At 42.9% G+C, this 21,688-nt stretch carries 15 protein-coding genes and 1 other annotated feature; of the genes, 7 read left to right on the plus strand and 8 right to left on the minus strand.

Features of this window, described 5'->3' with window-relative positions; translation table 11 throughout:
• Positions 1–7: 7 nt before the first annotated feature.
• The gene (locus MHI51_RS18535; protein ID WP_339168370.1) at positions 8–2,083 is read right to left on the minus strand and encodes a beta-galactosidase; all 2,076 of its coding nucleotides are present in this window, start codon (positions 2,081–2,083) and stop codon (positions 8–10) included.
• Between the two features lie 155 nt (positions 2,084–2,238).
• On the opposite strand from MHI51_RS18535, the gene MHI51_RS18540 reads away from it, so the two are divergent.
• The 5 genes from MHI51_RS18540 to MHI51_RS18560 all read left to right on the plus strand — a co-directional run bounded on the left by MHI51_RS18540 (position 2,239) and on the right by MHI51_RS18560 (position 6,731).
• Positions 2,239–3,144 carry an AraC family transcriptional regulator gene (locus tag MHI51_RS18540; RefSeq protein WP_341003073.1) on the plus strand — a complete coding sequence of 302 codons (906 nt, stop codon included), beginning with the start codon at positions 2,239–2,241 and terminating at the stop codon, positions 3,142–3,144.
• Positions 3,145–3,213: 69 nt separating this feature from the next.
• The gene (locus MHI51_RS18545; protein WP_076277802.1) at positions 3,214–4,086 is read left to right on the plus strand and encodes a glycoside hydrolase family 43 protein; all 873 of its coding nucleotides are present in this window, start codon (positions 3,214–3,216) and stop codon (positions 4,084–4,086) included.
• 20 nt (positions 4,087–4,106) lie between these two features.
• Positions 4,107–5,093 (plus strand): phosphotransferase enzyme family protein, encoded by a 987-nt coding sequence (locus MHI51_RS18550; protein WP_076217835.1) that lies wholly within the window; start codon positions 4,107–4,109, stop codon positions 5,091–5,093.
• A gap of 187 nt (positions 5,094–5,280) precedes the next feature.
• A complete protein-coding gene (locus tag MHI51_RS18555; protein ID WP_076277804.1) occupies positions 5,281–6,018 on the plus strand; it encodes a glycosyltransferase family 2 protein in 738 nt (245 codons plus the stop codon).
• Positions 6,015–6,731 (plus strand): glycosyltransferase family 2 protein, encoded by a 717-nt coding sequence (locus tag MHI51_RS18560; protein ID WP_405173174.1) that lies wholly within the window; start codon positions 6,015–6,017, stop codon positions 6,729–6,731. The genes MHI51_RS18555 and MHI51_RS18560 overlap by 4 nt, the downstream gene beginning before the upstream one ends.
• A 100-nt stretch (positions 6,732–6,831) precedes the next feature.
• Here the strand turns inward: MHI51_RS18560 and MHI51_RS18565 are convergent, their stop codons facing one another.
• Entirely contained in the window at positions 6,832–8,442 is a 1,611-nt protein-coding gene (locus MHI51_RS18565) for an S-layer homology domain-containing protein (RefSeq protein WP_081387640.1), read from the minus strand.
• Between the two features lie 94 nt (positions 8,443–8,536).
• Complete coding sequence (locus MHI51_RS18570) at positions 8,537–9,970, minus strand: MDR family MFS transporter (RefSeq protein WP_076277805.1); 1,434 nt, start codon at positions 9,968–9,970, stop codon at positions 8,537–8,539.
• A gap of 231 nt (positions 9,971–10,201) precedes the next feature.
• On the opposite strand from MHI51_RS18570, the gene MHI51_RS18575 reads away from it, so the two are divergent.
• Complete coding sequence (locus MHI51_RS18575; protein WP_076217839.1) at positions 10,202–10,897, plus strand: TetR/AcrR family transcriptional regulator; 696 nt, start codon at positions 10,202–10,204, stop codon at positions 10,895–10,897.
• Between the two features lie 85 nt (positions 10,898–10,982).
• On the opposite strand, the gene MHI51_RS18580 is transcribed toward MHI51_RS18575, so the two are convergent.
• The 4 genes from MHI51_RS18580 to MHI51_RS18595 form a co-directional block, all read right to left on the minus strand.
• On the minus strand, positions 10,983–12,584 hold the full coding sequence (locus MHI51_RS18580; RefSeq protein ID WP_341003074.1) for a hypothetical protein: 1,602 nt from the start codon (positions 12,582–12,584) through the stop codon (positions 10,983–10,985).
• Complete coding sequence (locus tag MHI51_RS18585; RefSeq protein ID WP_076217841.1) at positions 12,577–13,290, minus strand: ABC transporter ATP-binding protein; 714 nt, start codon at positions 13,288–13,290, stop codon at positions 12,577–12,579. Before MHI51_RS18585 ends, MHI51_RS18580 begins: the two co-directional genes overlap by 8 nt.
• Before the next feature lie 1,841 nt (positions 13,291–15,131).
• On the minus strand, positions 15,132–16,871 hold the full coding sequence (locus MHI51_RS18590; RefSeq protein WP_076218623.1) for an ABC transporter ATP-binding protein: 1,740 nt from the start codon (positions 16,869–16,871) through the stop codon (positions 15,132–15,134).
• Entirely contained in the window at positions 16,868–18,604 is a 1,737-nt protein-coding gene (locus tag MHI51_RS18595; RefSeq protein ID WP_076179894.1) for an ABC transporter ATP-binding protein, read from the minus strand. Before MHI51_RS18595 ends, MHI51_RS18590 begins: the two co-directional genes overlap by 4 nt.
• Positions 18,605–18,754: 150 nt before the next feature.
• Between MHI51_RS18595 and MHI51_RS18600 the strand changes: the two genes are divergently transcribed.
• Complete coding sequence (locus MHI51_RS18600) at positions 18,755–19,624, plus strand: LysR family transcriptional regulator (RefSeq protein ID WP_076218622.1); 870 nt, start codon at positions 18,755–18,757, stop codon at positions 19,622–19,624.
• A gap of 9 nt (positions 19,625–19,633) precedes the next feature.
• On the opposite strand, the gene metG is transcribed toward MHI51_RS18600, so the two are convergent.
• A complete protein-coding gene (metG, locus tag MHI51_RS18605) occupies positions 19,634–21,280 on the minus strand; it encodes a methionine--tRNA ligase (protein ID WP_076190930.1) in 1,647 nt (548 codons plus the stop codon).
• 44 nt (positions 21,281–21,324) lie between these two features.
• Positions 21,325–21,586, minus strand: a binding site (T-box leader).
• Between the last annotated feature and the right edge of the window lie 102 nt (positions 21,587–21,688).

Raw genomic sequence — 21,688 nt, forward strand, 5'->3', positions numbered from 1 at the left:
CTTTTTATTATACTAATGCTTTACGCTTCAACATCGCAAGTCCATTCACCGCTAGATTCAATAGGGCCGGAGCTGAAAGACCTGTTTCCAAGTCTGTGTATTCCGCTCCATCCAGCTCTACCGTTTGCGGACTGCCGCTGAAATTTTGCACAAAAACATAATCACTTTCGCCATCTGTGCGAAGTTGTGCAGTCACACCTGCTGGAAGCTCACTATCCATCGCACGGGTAATTCCTGCCTTAGATGTGATCGCTGCGTATAGCTCAACATAGAACGAAGTGTCTTTCACACGGGTAGCAAGATGGTACGCATTTCCTTCACCAAAACGATTGACTGTAAGCGCTGGACGGCCCGCATAGAAATCGTTGCGATAATGCCCCAAAGCCTCTGCACCTTCCAAATGAATCAGCTCGGCTATCTCATGCGCATCGTAATCACCGCTTAGCTTAAGTTTATTACCTACCTCCATTACTAACCCGTTCAGATCACGGCTGTGCAGCCCTTCTGTCTCCTCTGCCCAAATCCCCAGTGTTCTGCGCAGTGGACCAGGGAATCCTCCCAGATGACATAAATCCGTTTCGTTAACTACTCCTGACCAATAGGTTGCGAGGAAAGTGCCGCCTTGCTCCACATATTTCTCAATGCGCTTTCCATTCTCTTCACTAATCAGATATAACATAGGGGCAACAACCAGCTTGTAGGCAGACAGATCATCTCCAGAGCCTATAATATCAACTGGAATGCCCAGCTCCCAAAGTGCACGATAATGCTGTAGCACCGTCTCCTCATAACGTAATCCGGAATTACGGATGCCTTGCGCATCCTTTATCGCCCAGCGGTTGTCCCAATCGAAAATAATCGCCGTCTTCGCCGGAGTGGACGTACCCACTACTTCCGTCATTCCCGCCAGCGTCTTTCCTACTTCCGCTACATCTTGGAATACTCGAGTCTCGGAGTGGCCACTGTGGTCTACAACTGCGCCGTGGAACTTCTCACTTGATCCGCGGCTTTTGCGCCATTGGAAATACTGCACAGAATCCGAACCATGCGCTACCGCTTGCAAGGAAGACAGCTTGTGCATTCCGGGACGTTTCAGCTTACTGACCGATTGCCAGTTCGTAAGGGATGGCGTGCTTTCCATCAGCAGGAACGGTTTCTTTTTAAAAGAGCGCATTAAGTCGTAGTGCATCGCCGTCCATGCTGCCAATCTAGTATCGTCACCGTCTTCGGTATAATGCCAGTCTGGATAAGCGTCCCATGAGACCACATCCAGGATTTTGGCCAGCTCGCGGTAATCAATGCCATCGATCATATGCATATTCGTCGTGATTGGCAGCTCTGGATTATAAGGACGAACGGTATTGATCTCGTGCTGGCAGAAATCAATCGTCCGTTCACTAACAAAACGCCGCCAGTCAAGATTCAAGCCGTGTACTTGTGTCTCACCATGTGGAGCTGGGGATTCAATCTGTGACCATGAAGTGTAGGTATGGCTCCAAAAAGTAGCCCACCAAGCATGATTCACCTCATCCAAACTGTTATTATATTTCACTTTCAGCCATTCTCTAAAAGCATCCTGGCAGAGCTCGCAGTGACACTCCCCACCGAACTCATTCGAAATATGCCAACCGATAATGGCTGGATGCTGGCTGTACCGTTCCGCTAACTTTGCATTCAGAATTGCAGTTTTCTCCCGGTACACTGGTGAGGTAAAGCAATGGTTATGACGGAAGCCATGCAAATTGTGAACACGGTTACGCTCCACTCTTAAGACTTCTGGATATTTTTGCGACATCCATGCTGGGCGGGCACCACTTGGCGTTGCCAAGATAGCGTAAATCCCATTCTCTGCAAAAGAATCAAGTACACCATCCAACCATTCGAAAGTGAACACACCCTCTTCAGGTTCAAGAGATACCCACGAGAAAATGCCTACGGACATGACATTGCAGCCCGCCAGCTTCATTAATCGGATATCCTCACGCAATACTTCCGGATATTTCAGCCATTGTTCAGGATTATAATCAGCACCGTGCAGCATGACACCAGCTTTTCTGCTTATCGGGGAATGTTTTTTATTCATTGTGTACGATCATCCTCTCAATTCTGCCCATTTATAGAATGGGACTATTCTCTGATGATAGGCTAGAAGCGTAAGCTATCTTATTCAGGAATCATCATTTATACTATTTATAATATAAGAAAATTCATTTCAATCAGTAGGAATATAGTCTCGAAGTGATAGCACAAAATGAAGATGAGGTGATAAACCTGCTGCCTTTTTCTCTGATTGAATTACCGCGCGACTCTGGAACGTTGCCCCTATCCCCCTACTCTGTAGGTCGCCATATCCAATTCCATCATGTGCGCCCAGCAGGATTTCCTGTGTATCAAATCTTTTTAATCCGGACCGGAACCGGGTTATTTCGTGATCTGGAAAGTGGCACAGAAATCATACTGGAACCGGGGATGGCTTTTGCCTTCCCGCCCGATCGTGGTCATGAATATTATCCTACCTCTCATGAACCGTGGCATGTTGGCTTTATCGGCTTTCAAGGCAGTCAAGCTCATGGATTGCTGGAAGCGCTTGAACTGCTCCCTTCTGTTCCTTATCGAACGGATCGTTTTGAACAATGCTGGGAAGAAATCGGCCAAATCTGGCATACGGTGAATTCTCCTGCCCCCAATCGGCAGGACGAGATGTGGATGCAAGAGTTGTCTATCACACTCTATAGACTGCTCTTGATGCTGCGCCCTGCCAAGAGTTCAGAAGTCTCCGGTAATCGTCTAGCCTTCGAGTCGGTCCGAAATGAAGCCCTAACTACAGCCGTCGGGCTGATCAACGAACATTACACAGAACCGCTTCTGATCTCCAATCTTGCAGCAGCAGTCGGGTACTCTGTGCAGCATTTCCAGCGTTTATTCGTGCAGGAATATGGGGTCACTCCGCATAAGTATTTGCAGAATCTGCGGCTGGAGCGGGCGCTGCAATTAATGACGGAGGATGTGGAGATTCCCGTTCAAGATATAGCGCTTCAGCTGGGCATGGAGACTAATTATTTTATACGTGTCTTCCGAAAAAACTACGGCTGTACACCCGGAGTAATGAAAATACGTTTGCTACAAGGCGAGCAAATGAAGTAACGCTTCCAAGCCTAAAGAAGATATTGTAAAATTAAGCAGATGATAGCTTGTAAATTGGGGGCACCTTTAATGAAAACATTATCTGATATTAACTTTAGAGATCCCTATATCCTATCTGTGCCTGAACTTGGACAATACTATTTATTTGGCACAGATGGCCTAACAGCTTGGAGTGGCGCACCTCACGGCTTCGATGTATATATCAGCTCAGATCTTCAGGAATGGTCCGGGCCCATTGCTGCTTTTCGTCCAGATGCTGATTTTTGGGCTGATCATCATTTCTGGGCACCAGAGGTTCACCGCTACAACGGAAAATATTATATGTTCGCTTCTTTTAAAAGACATGGCGTTCCACGGGGGACACAAATATTAAGCGCGGAAACACCTGAGGGTCCTTATCTCCCTATCAGTAATCATCCGATTACCCCTGCTTCTTGGGAGTGCCTTGACGGAACGTTATATGTAGATAAAGAAGACAAACCTTGGATGATCTTTTGCCGTGAATGGATTGAAGTGACGGATGGAGAAATGTATGCCGTTCGGCTGAAGGAGGATTTAAGTGCTACTATTGGCGAACCTATGCTGCTTTTCCAGGCTTCACAAGCTCCTTGGACGGTAGGCGGCAAAGAAGGGCAATACGTAACTGACGGTCCTTTTATGCATCAGACTAGCAGTGGTGAGCTGCTTATGTTGTGGTCTAGCAGTGGAGCTAGTGGTTATGCCATGGGTTTAGCCCGATCCGTCAGCGGTGACATTAGTGGACCTTGGCAACATGATCCTGAGCCTCTTTATGCCAAAGATGGCGGACATGGAATGTTGTTTCGTGATTTGACGGGCAGACTTATGCTGGCCATTCATGCCCCAAATCTCAACCCACAAGAACGGCCGCTGCTTATTGAGGTCCAGGAAAGCTCCAGAACGATTTCGATAAAATCATTGTAATGTAGAACGGAGTAGAACCCTTGGAACAAAAGATTAAGTCCTTATTTAATGACCAGATTGTAAGTGCTGCCTGCACGAAATACGGTATCCCCATAGATGAGCTAAGCTTCATTGGCGGATTTCAAAATTTTGTTTATGAATATCAACTTAGCAATCATCAATATATTCTAAGATTTACTCATAGCTCGCTGCGCAGTATGGAATTGTTAACGGCTGAACTTGAATGGATTCTATACCTGGCAGATCATGGCGTTTCCGTATCAAGACCCGTAGGTTCTCTTCTGGGTAATCTAGTTGAGCAAATAGAGATTGATGATTCATACTTTATGGTATCTTCCTTTGAAAAAGCACAAGGGAAACGAATAGGTTACCCAGACTGCCTGAAGGATCTAGACCTCTATGAGCAGTGTGGCATGATCACTGGACAAATGCACAGATTAGCAAAATCTTATAAACCACAGTCCGAAAGACATGCGTGGCATCAGAACTACTACCTGCAGAATGTAACGAAGTTTATTCCTCCATCCCAAAGTGGCGTTTTAGAAAGCTGTAAGGCGCTTATGAATCGGCTAAAGCATCTCGACGCTGAAATAAATACCTATGGTCTCATCCATGGGGATATCAATGTAGGCAACTTTTTGGTCGACAATGGTAAGCTGACTTTGTTTGATTTTGATGAAGCTCAGTACAGCTGGTTTGTAGAAGATATCGCCATTCAACTGTATTATCTAGTCTACGTTTACGGGGATGATAGTATGGAGGACAGGCAGCTTCAATGTCAGCGTTTTATGGAGCATTTTCTAAAAGGCTACGTTAAAGAGAACAGGATTTCAGAAAATGAGCTGAAGCTAATTCCTCTTTTTCTTCGATTAAGAGAGATTATTGTTTATACAGGGATGTACCGGAGTTTTGATATGTCTAACCTAGATGATTGGACCAAAGATTATTTAACGCAGAGTAAGGCGAGAATCGAGAATAGCGTATCCATCATTGAATCTTATTTCTGAACAAACATCCAAAACGTTTCATATGAATTGTCTCTCTTACAAAACCCACAGCTATCACTGTGGGTTTTGTGTTCTTTAAACAAGTCCATTTTTGCTTTTAAGAGGTTGATATGCCGTTACTCTATCCTAACTTGGACATATCGTATTATGAGACTTTTCCCAAAAATGCATATGAGGGGTTGGTTAAATGAGTGCTGTACCTCACAACAAAGCGAAGCAACAAGGTGTTTCCATTATTACCTGTACCAATCGCCATAATTATTTAAACAACCTACTCCAAAATTTCAGCAGACAAAGATATGCAAATAAAGAACTTATCATTATTATCAATAATAATAAAATTCCACTATCCCCCTACCAAACCTTAGCTAAAAAATACAAAAATATTAAGATATATCGTAAACCTGAACAGCAATCTCTCGGTTCATGCTTAAACTATGCCGTAACAAAATGCAAATATCATACCATCGCCAAATTTGATGACGACGATTACTATGCCCCTCATTATTTGACGGAAAGTATTCTGACCTTAAAAAGAACTAAAGCTGATATCCTTGGAAAACGGGCTCACTATATGTATTTACTAGGTTCAAAGACTTTGATTCTTCGTTTCGCAAATGATGAACACCGAATAGTTACCCATCTCCCTGGCGCTACGCTCGTCTTCAACCGAAAAGTATTCGATCATGTAAAATTTCCTAATAAAAACGTAGGTGAGGATGATCTCTTTTGCAGCAGAAGCAAAAAGAAAGGTTATAAGGTTTATTCTGCAAGTAAAAATAACTTCGTTGCCATACGTAGAAAAAACTCTTCAAAACATACATGGATCATCAGTGATAGTACACTAATAGCTAACCATAAGATCATCCGGAATATTAAAAACTACAGGAATTTTGTTGGACGCCGTCCAAAGATTTCGTTATGAAATTAACTGCTGAATCTACTTCATCTGCCGTGTCTATTCTAACTTGTACAAAACGAATGGATTGTATTAAAACAATATTTGATAACTATCAACGACAGAATTTCAAATGTAAAGAGCTTATCGTGATCATTAATAATGATAGCTTGAAAATAGAAGACTATATACATGCTGCAAAAAAACATAAAAATGTACGGATCTATAAACTACCTGAATATCGTTCACTGGGGTTTTGTCTGAATTTTGGTGTGCACTTAGCGAATTATAGTTGTATCGCTAAATTTGATGACGACGATTATTATTCTGCCAACTATTTAACGGATAGTATGAACATCCTCCATAAAACTAAAGCTGATATCGTTGGAAAACGAGCTCACTATATGTATTTAACTGATAAGAAGCTACTTTTGCTTCGTTATCTTCATATGGAAAATAAACAGGTAACCAATGTTCAGGGTGCGACCCTACTCGTAAAACGAAATGTCTTCCAGCAGATTTCCTTTCCAGATTGGAATAAAGGTGAATGCGTTAAGTTTTGTGCGGATTGTGCTGCACAGGGCTTTAAGATCTATGCAGGAAATAAGTATAACTTCGCTGCGATTCGTAGAAAAAACTCCAAAGATCACACTTGGGTCGTTAGCGACAAGAAACTTCTAGCTCAAAATGTTAAAGTTCTAAACGTGAAAAACTTCAAAAAATACGTAACGCGAGGCTGATTTAATCAATCTAATCCTACCAGCTATGCCTTAGTAACCCAATAAAAAGACTGGACAGCAATATAGCTAAGCGGCTATTCGCATCCAGTCTTTCATATTTTTAAAAAGTATAATCGTAAAATTTCTCTGCATTCCTTAAGCTGGACCATACATCAGAACTTTCTCCGCCTATATACCAATAAGCTACTCCAGCTAGTTTTTTAGTAACCGCTAAGTTGTATTTAGTTATTAATGAACGCCCATCCTCAATCCAGATCGTATGTTTTATAGCTTGTTTCGAGTAGCCCGCGACATATTGTCCCAGCGAAGGATTCCACACGGGTCTCGATGCATAGCTGCTGATAATCTGATTTTGCTCCGGAAGCGTAATATATTGAGAGGATAAAACCGTCCCCTTCTGGTTCAATGTCCAATCCCGATTATATAAGGGCAATGCCAATATAACTTTTTGACTAGGTACAACTTTTAGGATTGTATTCACAGCCCTTTGATCATAAGAAAGCGAGGCATTGGACCCCGGAACTTGACTCCCGTCATAATGCTCATCATAACCCATCATCACCATATAATTCACTTGCTTGCCTAGGGCAGCATAGTCAAAAGCTTCTGTCCAATCCGTTCCAAGATCAGGAGATACATCCATCGACAGGATAACATCTAGCGAACGCATTTTCTCGGCTAATAAAGTAATAAACGAAGTCAAATACACACGATCTTCGGCCGCTACATTTTCAAAATCTATATTTAGTCCATCTAATCCATATTTACTCACTAAAGCAGCTAACTGATTGACTGCCGTATTCCTTGCGGTTGTACTCAACAGTATCTGATGCGTCGCTTCTTGATCCGATCGATTGCCAACCATCGCCCAGACTTGCTTTTTATTCTTTTTTGCCCAAGTTACCAGTGAGGCGTCTGTCGAATCCGTTACTGCCCCTGTTTTCCCAACATAATACCAACGTGGTGATAATGTGTTGACGTTCGATTGCAGAACATGATTCTCAAATTGTGCCGTCGTGAGACCATACTGCCAGCCTATAACAATACGTTTGTCCGGATTACTTTCCAGCTCTGCCGCCCAGCTTGTATGTTGCAGCACCCGATCCATCAGCACTGCCGTCTCTTGCCTGGTTATCGGGTCCGCGGGCCGAAAATTTCCGCTATTATCGCCCTTCATTACTCCGCGATCATTAACCTTAGCTACAGCAGCACTTGCCCAGCTAGCAATTTGTTGCCGATCCTTAAAATTAGTTTGTGCGGCAGTTGCAGTGTTTGTTTGCTTTAGAGCTTTGGCTATCCACACAGCCGCTTCCTGCCGAGTGACTGCTTTTGCGGGTGCAAAAGTAGTTGCCGAAGTGCCGTTCGCCAGTTCAAGCTGAACCGCAGCCTGAATCCAGCCGTAATACCAAGCGCTTTTGGCTACGTCGGTATAAGGAGATACCGGACTCAACGCTGGATCAAGCTTCAACAGTCGATCAAGAACTGTTATAAATTCAGCTCTAGTAATCGATTGAGTAGGTGAAAATTTAGTATTCGAGGTGCCAGTTAATATATTCCGGTTATATAAATCTATGATTTCTTTTTTTGCATAACTAGTGTTTATATCGTCAAAAGGAACCCCGTTATCGGCCGATATATGCTGAATAAATACTCCGGCGGCTAGCACGACAGCGAGGGTTATTATAGTAAATCTAGCAAATATATTTTTCACGGGTTAAGAGATTCCCCCTTGGTTATCAATCTTTGAATTATACCAAGGATACAATCAATAAACATCGCTAAAATATTGGTAGAGTACGATAGGATCAGCTCTTCGGATTACGCAAAAAGAGACTAAGAACCACACCACACAGCGCCAAGCCCAATGAAACTAGGAACGTGTCGTGGAATCCTGCAACCATAGCCGCTGAGGGTAGTTTCTGATTCCCTTGACTCATATGTGTAGCTATATTGGAAGTCAATAAGCCCGACATTATAGCGACAGCAAAGGAACCCACAATTTGTTGCGCAGAGGCAGTAAGTGGGGTAACACGGCTGATCAGATCCTTCGGAGCGGCTTTAAGCACATGTGTACCGAGCTGCATAGTAGTTAATCCTTGGCCAAGTCCCATAATGGCAAAATAACTGATCATAACGTATACACTTGTATCATTTTGTAAACGTGACAAGAGAAAGAGTCCGGTGGACAGCAGCACAAGTCCAGAGAACACAACGGGCCGAGCTCCAAACTTATCAAATAACTTTCCTCCAATAATCATGCCAGCAAAGGATATTAATGCTTGGGGAATAACTAAAAGCCCCGATTCAAAGGAAGAAAAACCTCTGACCTGCTGCAAAAAAATTGGAATTAACAGAATCGAACCAAATAAGGCGAACTGATTAATCCAGGTCAAAATCATACCTTTACTAAATTCTAGAGATCGAAAAGAGCGAAGTTCCAATAACGGTTCTTTTTGGCGCAATTCCACGAAAATAAACAAGACTAAAGCAATGAAGCTGAACGCAAGAGATATAATCGTTATACGATCCCCCCAGCCATCTACTCCCCCTCTATGCACCCCAAATACCAAGCTGGAGAAGGCGAGCGGTGATAAAATCACACCCCAAATATCCAATTTAGCTTTATTCCCCTTCTCTATTACCGGAAGAAATTTCACTCCAACAATCATTGCAATAATGCCAATGGGAACATTAATCAGAAAAATCCAATGCCAGCTGGCATATTCCAACAGCCATCCTGACAGTACAGGGCCAAGAACAGGCGCAATTAACATCGGTAGTCCAAGCAATCCCATGATTGAACCTCTTTTATCGGGAGGTGCGATTTTGAATGACATAGCCATACCAATTGGAGCAATCATCCCTCCGCCTAATCCCTGCAAAATACGAAAGATTATCAGCTCTGTTGTGGATTGTGCCATAGAGCATAATAAAGAACCTATGGTAAACAATACGATCGAAGCTAAAAAAACACGTTTGGCAGTAAACTTATCCGAGAACCAACCGGCCAATGGGATAATTACGGATAAAGCCAGCGTATAACCCGTAATGGCCCACTGTATTGTTTTTAGGCTGGCATTAAAGGTTTTTTCAAGCTGCGGGATCGCTACATTCATAATTGTACTGTCGAGCATAACCAGCAGCATTCCTGTTATAAGTGCCAGTATTACGGGAAGTATTGCTTTTATAGAAAATTCTTTGGTGACTGGTTGGGATTGTTCCACTTGAAGATTACTCATGGGTCTATACACATCCTTTTTAATTTTTACTAATAAAATTGCTAACTGCTGCCTCCTTTTTTTAAAAAATCGCACCTTTAAACTAACAGTGTAAGATTAATATAGCACCCGTTTATTTGCTTGTAAATAAAAATATCTAACACTGTAAGATAAAGCGGTAATCTAACGATGGTAGACCAGCCATTCATCTTCGCTTATGATAAAGAAAGACAGTAACAGGAGGTCGTTTCGATGAGAATCAAAAATCTGCAAATCACTGAACAAGATATAATAAAAGCTTCTTGGGAGCTGTTGGATGATATCGGCATAGAGGCATTTAGTATGCGTAAATTAGCAGAACTACTAAAAATACAAGCCGCCTCTCTGTATTGGCATTTTAAGAGTAAACAGAGCATTTTCCAGACGCTTGCTAATGAGGTCGCCAAAGAAGCCCTCGAAACTGCGAATCTCGAAGGTACTTGGCAAGAACAGTTATTTAATTTTGTGGACCGAATTCGTGGGGTTTTACATAAGTATCCTTGCTCGGCTCAGCTGATGATGAGAACCTTGCCTTCTGAACCAAATTATCTATCTTTACTGAATACTTTGCTTCAGATCGTGGATCATCTTCCTTTAAACGATAGTGATAAATTCTCCTTGATAGCATGCGTGTTAAACTATGTAATCTCATTCGAATTGGACAAATATGAGCAGGATCGAATTGACTTAGCCATGAAAAATGAACCTAATGGAGATGCTAGAGTGGTTTTTAAACAATCGCTTGAGCACTTATCCGGGGATGGACCTAATGTTATAAAACGAATGTACGAAAACAATATTTTTAATGAAATTGGCTCCGATAAGATGTTCTATACAGGTCTAAAAATAATGGTGGGCGGAATTGAACAGTTAGCTAATGAACGACAAGAACAACAAGAGCGACGGTAGAACTTAGGGATTTTTCACGAAAATAAATCTTGCACAAAAAAAGGGCATCCCAGCAGCCAATTTCGGCTTTTGGAATGCCCTTTTTTTAAAGAGCCCGAAATAAAAATTCTCCTGTGGACTGGATGTATCTATACATCACTCCACACGCTACTAATATCACCACACCAATACCTAACATAACGAGATTACCATTTAGATCAGATAAAAGAAAACTAAAACCAAATGGAATCAGCAAGCTGATAAATCCTATAATCATCGCTACAAGGACCGAAGCACTTTGTTTAATTACAGAGACTTCATTGGTCCACTCCAGTTTAGGAAGCTTCAAGTTTACGATCACACCTACCATTGCGGTAAAACAAGCGTATAGGACGGGGATTATTAGCAATAACAAGCTCTCCATCCAGCCAGTGCCCAGAGAAATCATAAGAAGCACACTACTAACAATCACAATCGGCACAGTAATGGTGAGATTCACTGTGATTTTACTTAATAATATAGTTTTTGTCGGAACGGGAGCGCTTTTTAAAATCCAAATATGGTTACCTTCAAGCGAAATCGAACTCGATGTCGTACAGCTTAATGCTACAAAGAGGGAAACAAATAGTGGCGCCAATCTGCTTAGATAATTAGAGAGTTCTGGTATCTCAATAATCTTTCCTAATTGCTCTGAGCTAACAAACAGTAAGGTGATCGCCATGACAAGTAGCATTACCATACCAATACTTGTATTTAGCACATATATAGAAGAACTGAAATAGCGGCGCAGCTCTTTTTTATACAATGTGTAAAGCGGTGAAGAGACTGCAAGTGACCTCATTTGATACTTATTCTTTGAGTAAGAAGTCGTAAGACCTGTGTGTATTGCTTTATATTTGCTGCCAAGAATAAGGGTAAACAGCATAAAAGAAAGTAATGAAATTCCTATAAATAATAGTAAAGGAGCTACCTGATACGAGCAGACAGCATCTACATACATGACCGTCAAAGGATATAAGTTAAAGATTTGATCGGCAATTTGTGTGCTCATATCCGCAAGTAACTGCGGGTCATTCCCATTCATTTGGCTTGAACCCAAAATAATAACAATGATTACGGCAAAAGTCAGAATAAGACTTATTAAACGACTTCCTTTAAAACGTGAGGAAATCCAACTAATCAATGTCCCTATAATCGTTGCAGCAATGATCGGCACTAATGGGATAAATAGCAGCGTTATCATGAAAAATAAATAATACACTACTGCCGGATTTACCTTTATAGCATAAACTACACCTGCTGGCACCATCACCATCAATGAGAACAGTATATTCAGCACGTAGAGCTGAACTACACGGCTTGCTACGATATGGCTCGTTTTGATAGGCAGCGACATTACGAGATCGTAATCTTTGGAGCCAAATAATACCCCACTCGCCTTATAGATCGTTGTAAAAAATCCAATCAAGCAAGTAACAGCCATCATAATCGCAAGCAGCAGCTCTGGCCGGCCTATCTGTTCAAGGGTCTCTGCTATCATGAAGCTATATCCAAACGAAACCACTGCCATCATGACAATCCCTATTAAGATACCGATGCTCAGCAAAAGCATTTTTCGTCTTTCTTTCAAATCTCGTGTATGCAAAGCTTTATTTAACCCAAAGGATGAGATTAGCTGAATTTTCGTCAATCTCCAGATATTAATCATGTTTTATCAACTCCAAAAACACATCTTCAAGGCTGCTGTCACCCTTCACCTCTTCTGTTTTCCCATGAGTGATCAATTCACCCGCTTTGATAATGGCGATCTTATTGCAGAGCTTCTCGGCCACGTCCAGTACATGCGTCGAAAAAAAGATCGCACTGCCCTGGCTGCAAATATCCGCCATAATTCTCTTGAGCGTGTGTGCCGCTTTTGGATCAAGTCCCACAAAGGGTTCATCCAGAACCAGCAGCTTCGGTTTATGAATAAGCGCAGAGATAATCGCGAGTTTCTGTTTCATACCATGAGAATACGCGGAGATCAAATCCCCCAGATTAGAGGTAATCTCAAATTCATCGCTATATTTCTTTATCAATAACTCCCGATCCGCTTTCGATACGCTAAAAAGATCACCAATAAAATTCAAGTACTGAATGCCCGTCAGATGATCGTATAAATCCGGATTATCTGGAATATACGCAGTAATCGCTTTGCAGGCTAAGGGATCTTTTTTAATGGAGTACCCACCAATCTCGATATCCCCCTCCTCAAAATCTAAAACTCCGACCACTGCTCGGATAGTCGTTGTTTTCCCTGCACCGTTATGACCGATAAAGCCGTAGATGTCACCTTTTTCGACCACCAAATTCAGATCATTTACTGCCTTCTTGCCACCCTTATAGCTTTTGGTAAAATGTTTGATTGTCAACATCTTGCCACTCCCCCTCCAATCTCATAACACTCTCAATATGCCATATTTACTGTAGCTTCGTCGTCTTCAATATACGTTTCTTATAATACGTTTAGCCCGTCCAGATAGTTCATTCGTTAGCAAATATTTTATTTTGAGATTTTTACCTCTAACGGGTGGGATAAAATTACGATTAAGTGCAACTCGGTCCGTAAGGGCAAACAAACTACTTTGGGGACGTTGAGTTAGCTACTTGGCTGACAATGAGATAGCTAACTTTGGAACGCTAAGCGAACTACTTTCTAATCATTCTACTCCAGATCAGAAGCAATCTACCTTTGGTGGTGGCTGCCATTGCTACGTATCGGACCGAGGCGCCCTTATTTCGCAAATTCATGCCTTTTTCCACACCGTTCGGACTCAGATGCAGCTATTGTGCCATATCCACTCCTTTTTCCTGCAAATTCAGCCGAATAAGTGCTATGCAGTCCATTACTTTGAAAAAAGGCGTCAAAAACACCATTTAGCTGCAATACGGTCCGTAAGGGGAAACAAACTATTTTGGAACGGTAAGCAAATTACTTTGGTGACGATGAGCCAACTAAATTGGAACACTGAGCAAACGACTTTCTAAGCATTCTACTCCGGATCAGAAGCAATCTACCTTTGGTGGTGGCAGCCATTGCTACGTATCGGACCGAGGCGCCCTTATTTCGCAAATTCACGCTCTTTTCCACTCCGTTCGGACTCAGATGCAGCTATTGTGCCATATCCACTCCTTTTTCCTGCAAATTCAGCCGAATAAGTGCTATGCAGTCCGTTTCTTTGAAAAAAGGCGTCAAAAACACCATTTAGCTGCAATACGGTCCGTAAGGGGAAACAAACTATTTTGGAACGGTAAGCAAATTACTTTGGTGACGATGAGCCAACTAAATTGGAACACTGAGCAAACGACTTTCTAAGCATTCTACTCCGGATCAGAAGCAATCTATCTTTGGTGGTGGCTGCCATTGCTACGTATCGGACCGAGGCGCCCTTATTTCGCAAAATCACGCACTTTTCCACTCCGTTCGGACTCAGATGCAGCTATTGTGCCATATCCACTCCTTTTTCCTGCAAATTCAGCCGAATAAGTGCTATGCAGTCCGTTACTTTGGGAAAAGTCGCCAAAAACACCATTTAGCTGCAATACGGTCCGTAACGGTAAACAAATTACTTGGGTGACGATGAGATAGCTAACTTTGGAACGCTAAGCAAACTACTTTGGAGACGGTTGGCTGACAGCTTTGGAACGCTAAGGCAGACTGACGATGAGCTAACTAAATTGGAACGCTAAGAAGACTGACGATGGGATAGCTACTTTGGAACGCTAAACAAACGACTTTCTAAGCAATCTACTCCGGATCAGAAGCAATCTACCTTTGGTGGTGGCAGCCATTGCTACGTATCGGACCGAGGCGCCCTTATTTCGCAAATTCACGCTCTTTTCCACCCCGTTCGGACTCAAATGAAGCTATTGTGCCACATCCGCTCCTTTTTGCTGCAAAATCAGCCAAATAAGCGCTATGCAGTCCGTTACTTTGAAAAAAGGCACCAAAACACCATTTAGCTGCAATACGGTCCGTAAGGGGAAACAAACTATTTTGGAACGGTAAGCAAATTACTTTGGTGACGATGAGATAGCTACTTTGGAACGCTAAGCAAACTACTTTGGGACGGTGAGCTAACTACATTGGAACACTGAGCAAACGACTTTGGTGACGGCGGGCTACACCCAAACCAAACCAAACAAAACTAACTCAACCAAAAAAAGCATTCACCCCCAATTTAGGGATTGAATGCTCTTTTTCTTAATGCAAAGTCTAAGCTGATGCGAACTGACTGTTATATAATCTGGCGTAATATCCACCGCTGGCTAGGAGTTGGTCATGCGTGCCACTTTCGACAATGTCTCCGTCCTTCATGAAAAGAATGAGATCCGATTCTCGAATCGTTGACAAACGGTGAGCAATTACAAAGCTGGTCCGACCAGCGATCATTTTTAGAAAAGCCTTCTGAATCCGTACCTCAGTCAGCGTATCAATACTGCTGGTGGCTTCATCCAAAATGAGCATAGGCGGATCTACGAGCATCACTCGTGCTATGGTAAGCAGCTGCTTTTGTCCTTGCGACAAATTATCTCCTGAGCCACTGATCTTTGTATCATATCCCTCAGGCAGGCGTTTAATGAAGCTATGAGCATTTGCAGCCTTAGCAGCAGCGATGACCTCTTCTTCGGTAGCCTCAGGTTTGCCGTAGGCAATATTTTCTCTAATTGTGCCGCCAAACAGCCAGGTGTCCTGCAACACCATCCCGAAATTACGCCGCAGACTGTCACGGGTAATCGTCTTGATATCCACACCGTCAATCTTGATGGAACCCTTATCCACATCATAAAAACGCATAAGCAGATTAACCAGTGTGGTCTTCCCCGCTCCCGTCTGCCCTACAATTGCAACCCGGGTACCTGGTTTCACTTCCAGACTGAAATCATTAATCAGAGGACGTTCAGGATTATAAGCAAAGGATACTTTTTCAAAGGTAATCGTCCCTTGGCTTGTATTCATAATTTTGGCGTCTGTTGCATCCGCTGGTTCAGGCGAGAGGTCTAGAATGGCGAAGATCCGCTGCGCTGATGCCGTTGCCGATTGAAGCTGCGTAATCACACCTGTAATTTCATTAAACGGCTTAGCGAACAAGTTGGAGAAGATCAAAAAGCTGGACAAATCCCCTACCGTCACAAGCCCGCGAATCACCATAACACTACCGATCATCGCGATAACAGAGAAGGTAATATTATTTACTAACCGTGTTGTCGGATTGGACAAGGAACCGTAAAATTGTGATTTCACGCCAGTCTGGTACAAAGTCTCGTTTCGTTCTTCAAACTGGGTCAGTGCACGGTCTTCATAATGATAAGCTGTGACCACTTTTTGTCCGCCAATCATTTCCTCCACGTATCCGTTGAGACCGCCCAGAATTTTAGCCTGCTCCTTAAACATCTTCTGGGAGCGCATCGTAATGAATCTTGCCACAAAAAATGTAACGGGTGCTGACAGAAGAACAACTAGGGTCATTAAAGGACTAATGTACAACATAAGTACAATTGCCCCCACGATAGTGATGATCCCCGTGAGCAGTGTTGAGAAGCCTTGCAGCAGTCCATCAGAGACCGCATCCATGTCATTAACAAACCGGCTGATGCTGTCCCCTTGCGGGTGGTTATCGTGAAATTTTAACGGCAAAACATTTAATTTATCAAAAAGCTCCCGCCGTAAGTCATATACAGTCCGATAGGCAATTCGATTAGTCAGGTAGGTAAGAAGCCATCCGAAAAAGCTGCCGACAATATACACCCCTGCCAGAATCAAAAGCAGTCTAAGTACGGCGTCAAAATCAACCTCTCCCGGCCCGATCATAAAATCGATGGCGCTGCCGATGAGCAGCGGGCCAATTAGACTGGCAATCACACTGAGTATTGCGCAGATTACTGCACCTATAGCTATTTTTTTATAATGCCCTGTGTATACAATAAGTCTTTTCCAAATGTTATTTTTGTTCATTGGCCCGACTCCTCACTTGATAGCTGGGACAGGCAGATTTCTTTATACTCTTCACAACCACGCATCAGCTCCTCATGGGTTCCGACACCGGCGATCCGCCCTTCCTCAAATACCATTATTTTATCCGCTTGCCTTACAGTGCTTACCCTCTGCGAGACAAGGAGTACGGTCATTTCCTGGCTGCTCTCTTTGAGAGCCTTTCGAAGTGCCGCATCTGTGGAGAAATCCAGCGCACTGGAGGAGTCATCCAAAATAAGAATCGATGGCTTTCCTACTACTGCACGAGCTATGGTTAAGCGCTGCTTTTGTCCACCGGATAAATTTAATCCCCCACGAGATACTTGCGTATTCAACCCTTCGGGTAATTTACGTATAAACTCCTCCGCTTGAGCAATAGAGGCTGCCTGCATGATTTCTTCCTCAGTTGCATCTTCCTTGCCCCAACGTATATTCTCAGCGATCGTTCCTGTAAACAGCACAGCTTTCTGCGGTACAATCCCAATCTTCTCACGAAGCTGATGCAGCTTATAATCTCGGACATTCACACCATCCACTTTCACTTCACCTTGAACCGCATCATAAAAACGAGGGATCAAATTCACAAAAGTTGACTTACCTGAACCCGTACTGCCAATCAGGCCCACGGTCTCTCCGCGATTAATTACTAGAGATATATCCTCTAATGCCGATTCACCTGTCGTATTATACCCAAAGGATACGTGATCGAATTGTATAGCAGGGGCAGCAGGGGCAGGTTCAGCAATCACTGCATTTCCTTCCTCAGACACGGAGACCTTAACACCCAGCACTTCATTTACACGATTAGCTGAGGATGAGGCTTTTGTAAAAATAATAACCAAGTTGGAGACCACTATCAGCGCCAGCAAGATTTGAGTGATGTAATTGATGAAAGCAATGATCTCCCCTTGAGACAATCGGCCCCCATCGATATGAATTCCGCCTACCCACAAAATAGCAATGATTGCCGCATTTACTACAAGTGTAGTCATCGGCCCAAGCAAAGCTGAAATCCGCGAAACCCGGATCGCTGTAGTAGTCAAATCATCGGACGAAGCATCAAAACGTTCTTTTTCTGTACGTCTTTTGGCAAAAGCACGAATCACTCGAATCCCCGATAAATTCTCACTCAGTACGAGCGCAAGGGCATCCAGCTTCTGCTGGTATTTTCGGTACAAAGGAGCACTGCGGGTGATAATAAAATATAAAATAATGCCAAAAACCGGTGTTGCCGCAATTAGAATCAGCGATAATCTAAAATCCAAAATCATGGACATTAGGATAGCCCCGATACAGATAAACGGTGCACGAATAACTAGACGAATTAGCATAGCCACAGCAATTTGCAGCTGGTTTACGTCATTGGTAATCCGATTAATCAGTGTAGGTGTACCTAAGGTATCCAGCTCAGCATACGACAAAGAGGTGATATGTCTAAACATCTTATTGCGTAGTGTCGTACCGAATCCCTGTGAAGCCCGGGCTGCATAGTATTGGCATACCATGGAGCAGCCGAAGCCAAGCAGTGACATCAGCACCATTAGGCCACCCATGCGGTAAACATAGGCGCTGTCATGATTGCCAACCCCGTTGTTGATGATCAATGCGACAATGGTAGGCAAAATCAGCTCCAGAATCGCTTCCATCAGTTTGAAGATCGGTCCAATGATCGCTTCTTTTTTGTACGGCTTTAAATATACTGCAATTTTGAACAAATTCATCCACACCCAACATAAGAAGTATTTAACCATTTGAAATATGTATAAGAACAGTTATGATTATGGCATATCTACTCACATATTAATAATATTGGATTCGTATCGCTCCCATACGATTAGCATATCTCAAGTTCGGAGGATTTTTATATGGATATTAGACAACTTAAATATTTTATGGCGATAGCTGAGGAAGGACAGATTACATCTGCAGCCAAAAAACTGCAAATGGCCCAGCCTCCGCTGAGCCAGCAGCTAAAGCTCCTAGAGGAAGAACTCGGTGTAAAGCTAGTGGAACGAGGTCCACGCAGCGTGCAGCTCACTGAAGCTGGAGCCATATTGCGGGACCGTGCCCAACAAATCCTGGAGCTGGCAGATTCCACTGCCCGTGAGCTCACTGATTTTGTCAAAGGTTTAAAAGGAACCCTAGCCATTGGTACTGTTTCTTCCTCTGGAGCTACGTTGCTTCAAGATCGGCTATGTGAGTTCCACAAAACGTATAGAGGTGTGAAGTTTGAGATTCATGAAGGAAATACCTTTAGAATCATTGACCTCCTGAATAAAGGTATTGTCGAAGTCGGGATTGTTAGGACACCCTTTAATGGTACAAATTTAGAATGTCTTTACACACAAGCTGAACCTATGATTGCCGTAATGACACCTGAGTATGACTGGAAAACGGATGAAAACTTTATTGAGATCGGTGAGTTAAAGGATAAGCCGCTTATTATCTACCGCCGTTTTGAGCAGCTTATCCGGGAAACATGTCTTGAGAACGGCTTCGATCCGCTGATTTTCTGTATGAATGATGATGCTAGAACAACACTGCTCTGGGCAAACGCTGGTCTTGGCATTGGAATCATCCCCAAATCCGCTTTCGAATTAACGAGTAACCGTAATTTGATCTATAAAAAAATCAGTAGTGAATCACTACGCACGCGGGTCGCCGCCGTCTGGATTAAGGATAAATACTTATCATCATTGGCTTCCAAGTTTATTGAAAGCTTCAGGAATGGATAAATACCAGCTCTATTTATTCACTTGCTGTTGATCTAGCCTATCCTCTTCTTCTTTAATACGGCTAATATCAATTCGTTCAAACAATAATTGTAAATCAGTAACCTGTTGGTAAGGGGGCACCGAGCAAGGCTGCCAATTCGGTAGTTCTAACGACAGGAACCCCCTGATCTTGTCACAAGAGAACGGTAGAAACGGATGCAACAAATTCGCTAAGTTCGCAATAATCTGCACACATGTGTATATTGCAGAATCACAAGAAACCTGATCCTCTTTTATCTGTATCCATGGTTTTTGCAGATCGAAATACTGGTTTGCCTTGCGCACATAAGAAAAAATAAACTCCAGCGCATCTTTTAGATTCCCAGCCTCAATAAGCCGTCCTGATTCCAGATACAAGAGGTCGATATTGTCCTTCCACCCCTTATCTAATTGCCCATTTGGCACTTTCCCTTCATAAAACTTATCTACAAAAGCCAATGAACGGTTCACAAAGTTACCAAATGCTCCAAGCAGCTCTCCATTATGGCTATAAATAAACTCTCTCCAGGAAAAATCCGTGTCCCGCTTCTCAGGTCCATTGGCAATTAAGAAATAACGAATAGAATCTGGCTGATACCGCTCTAAAATATCAGGTACCCAGACCGCCCAATTTCGGCTAGTGGAGAATTTCTGCCCTTCAAGGGTTAAATATTCGCTAGATATAATCCTGTCCGGTAAATGCAAACCTCCTGCTCCTAATAACACAGCCGGCCATATTAAAGTGTGAAAAGGAATATTGTCTTTACCATGCACATAATAAGCGGTAATCGCCCCTTTTTCCTCTAACCAAAAATCCTCCCAGCTTCCTCCGGACTGTGCAGCCCACTGCTTACTGGCTGATAAATAACCACTTACCGCCTCAATCCAAACATAAATTTTTTTATCTTCAAATCCAGCCACAGGAACATCTACACCCCAAGACAAGTCTCTTGTTACCGCGCGGTCCTGCAGCTCTTCTTGTAAATAACGTTTGGTCAGTTTTATAGCATTTTCTCTCCAAAATTGTGCTTCCTCTACATATTCCGTTAATTCAGACTGAAAATTAGATAAGCTAAGATAATAATGTTCTGTCGGCCTTTCTGTTGGTGTATTCCCACATAATTTGCAGACTCTGTCTAACAAATCGGCAGGATCTAGAATCGTAGAACAATAATCACATTGATCCCCTCGCGCCCGCTCACCACATACCGGACAAGTCCCTTCCACATATCTGTCTGGCAAAAAGCGCTGATCCACCTCGCAGTAACATTGAGCAATGGTTTTTTTATATAAATGACCATTCTCTAGCAGCTTTGTAAACAACGCTTGCACAACCTTATGATGCTGCTGTTGATCCGTTCGAGTATATAGATCATAACTAAATCCCAGCTGTTCAAAACACTTCAGAAATTCTTCATGATATCTGCTTGCAAAAGCTCCCGGCGTAATCCCTTCATTCGCAGCCTGAACTGCTACGGGTGTGCCATGGCAATCACTGCCTGATACATATAATACGTTATCCCCTTTGGAGCGAAAATATCGTGCCAGCACATCCCCAGGCAACACACTTGATAATCTCCCCAGATGTAAAGATCCATTCGCATACGGCCAAGCGCCACCTATAAACACATTACTCATTAACCTTCTCCTCCTTTTTTTAGACAACAAAAAAACTCCCATCCACAAAGGACGAGAGTTCTACTCACGTGTTACCACCTAATTTTATAAATGCCTCATGACATTTACCTCTTCAGGTACGACGTTAATTAACGTTTATACCCTAGCACTGTAACGGATGCAGGTTCCGGCGCAGCCTACAACCCATAAGGTTTCGATGCGCAGCTCTGAGACCATATTCCCAAGGGTTTTCTTTACTCCTTTTCAGCGACCGGAGCTCTCTGTTGAAAGAATTGCCGTGGTACTCTTTCTCTTCTTTGCTTTTACATATTCAAGTTAGAGAAAATAATACTCAATTTGTTGTTTATTGTCAATGCGAAACATCAAGCTCTCTGTAACTTTTCCAGTTAATCTCCGTCTTTTATATAA

This window comes from Paenibacillus sp. FSL H8-0260 (assembly GCF_045040625.1).
Taxonomy (GTDB): domain Bacteria; phylum Bacillota; class Bacilli; order Paenibacillales; family Paenibacillaceae; genus Paenibacillus_AQ; species Paenibacillus_AQ odorifer.

Bases quoted from the DNA above. Each gene is read 5' to 3' on its own strand.
- MHI51_RS18535 (WP_339168370.1), bottom strand. From the start codon at position 2,083: ATGAATAAAAAACATTCCCCGATAAGCAGAAAAGCTGGTGTCATGCTG.
- MHI51_RS18545 (WP_076277802.1), top strand. From the start codon at position 3,214: ATGAAAACATTATCTGATATTAACTTTAGAGATCCCTATATCCTATCT.
- MHI51_RS18555 (WP_076277804.1), top strand. From the start codon at position 5,281: ATGAGTGCTGTACCTCACAACAAAGCGAAGCAACAAGGTGTTTCCATT.
- MHI51_RS18560 (WP_405173174.1), top strand. From the start codon at position 6,015: ATGAAATTAACTGCTGAATCTACTTCATCTGCCGTGTCTATTCTAACT.
- MHI51_RS18570 (WP_076277805.1), bottom strand. From the start codon at position 9,970: ATGAGTAATCTTCAAGTGGAACAATCCCAACCAGTCACCAAAGAATTT.
- MHI51_RS18575 (WP_076217839.1), top strand. From the start codon at position 10,202: ATGAGAATCAAAAATCTGCAAATCACTGAACAAGATATAATAAAAGCT.
- MHI51_RS18580 (WP_341003074.1), bottom strand. From the start codon at position 12,584: ATGATTAATATCTGGAGATTGACGAAAATTCAGCTAATCTCATCCTTT.
- MHI51_RS18585 (WP_076217841.1), bottom strand. From the start codon at position 13,290: ATGTTGACAATCAAACATTTTACCAAAAGCTATAAGGGTGGCAAGAAG.
- MHI51_RS18590 (WP_076218623.1), bottom strand. From the start codon at position 16,871: ATGAACAAAAATAACATTTGGAAAAGACTTATTGTATACACAGGGCAT.
- MHI51_RS18600 (WP_076218622.1), top strand. From the start codon at position 18,755: ATGGATATTAGACAACTTAAATATTTTATGGCGATAGCTGAGGAAGGA.
- metG (WP_076190930.1), bottom strand. From the start codon at position 21,280: ATGAGTAATGTGTTTATAGGTGGCGCTTGGCCGTATGCGAATGGATCT.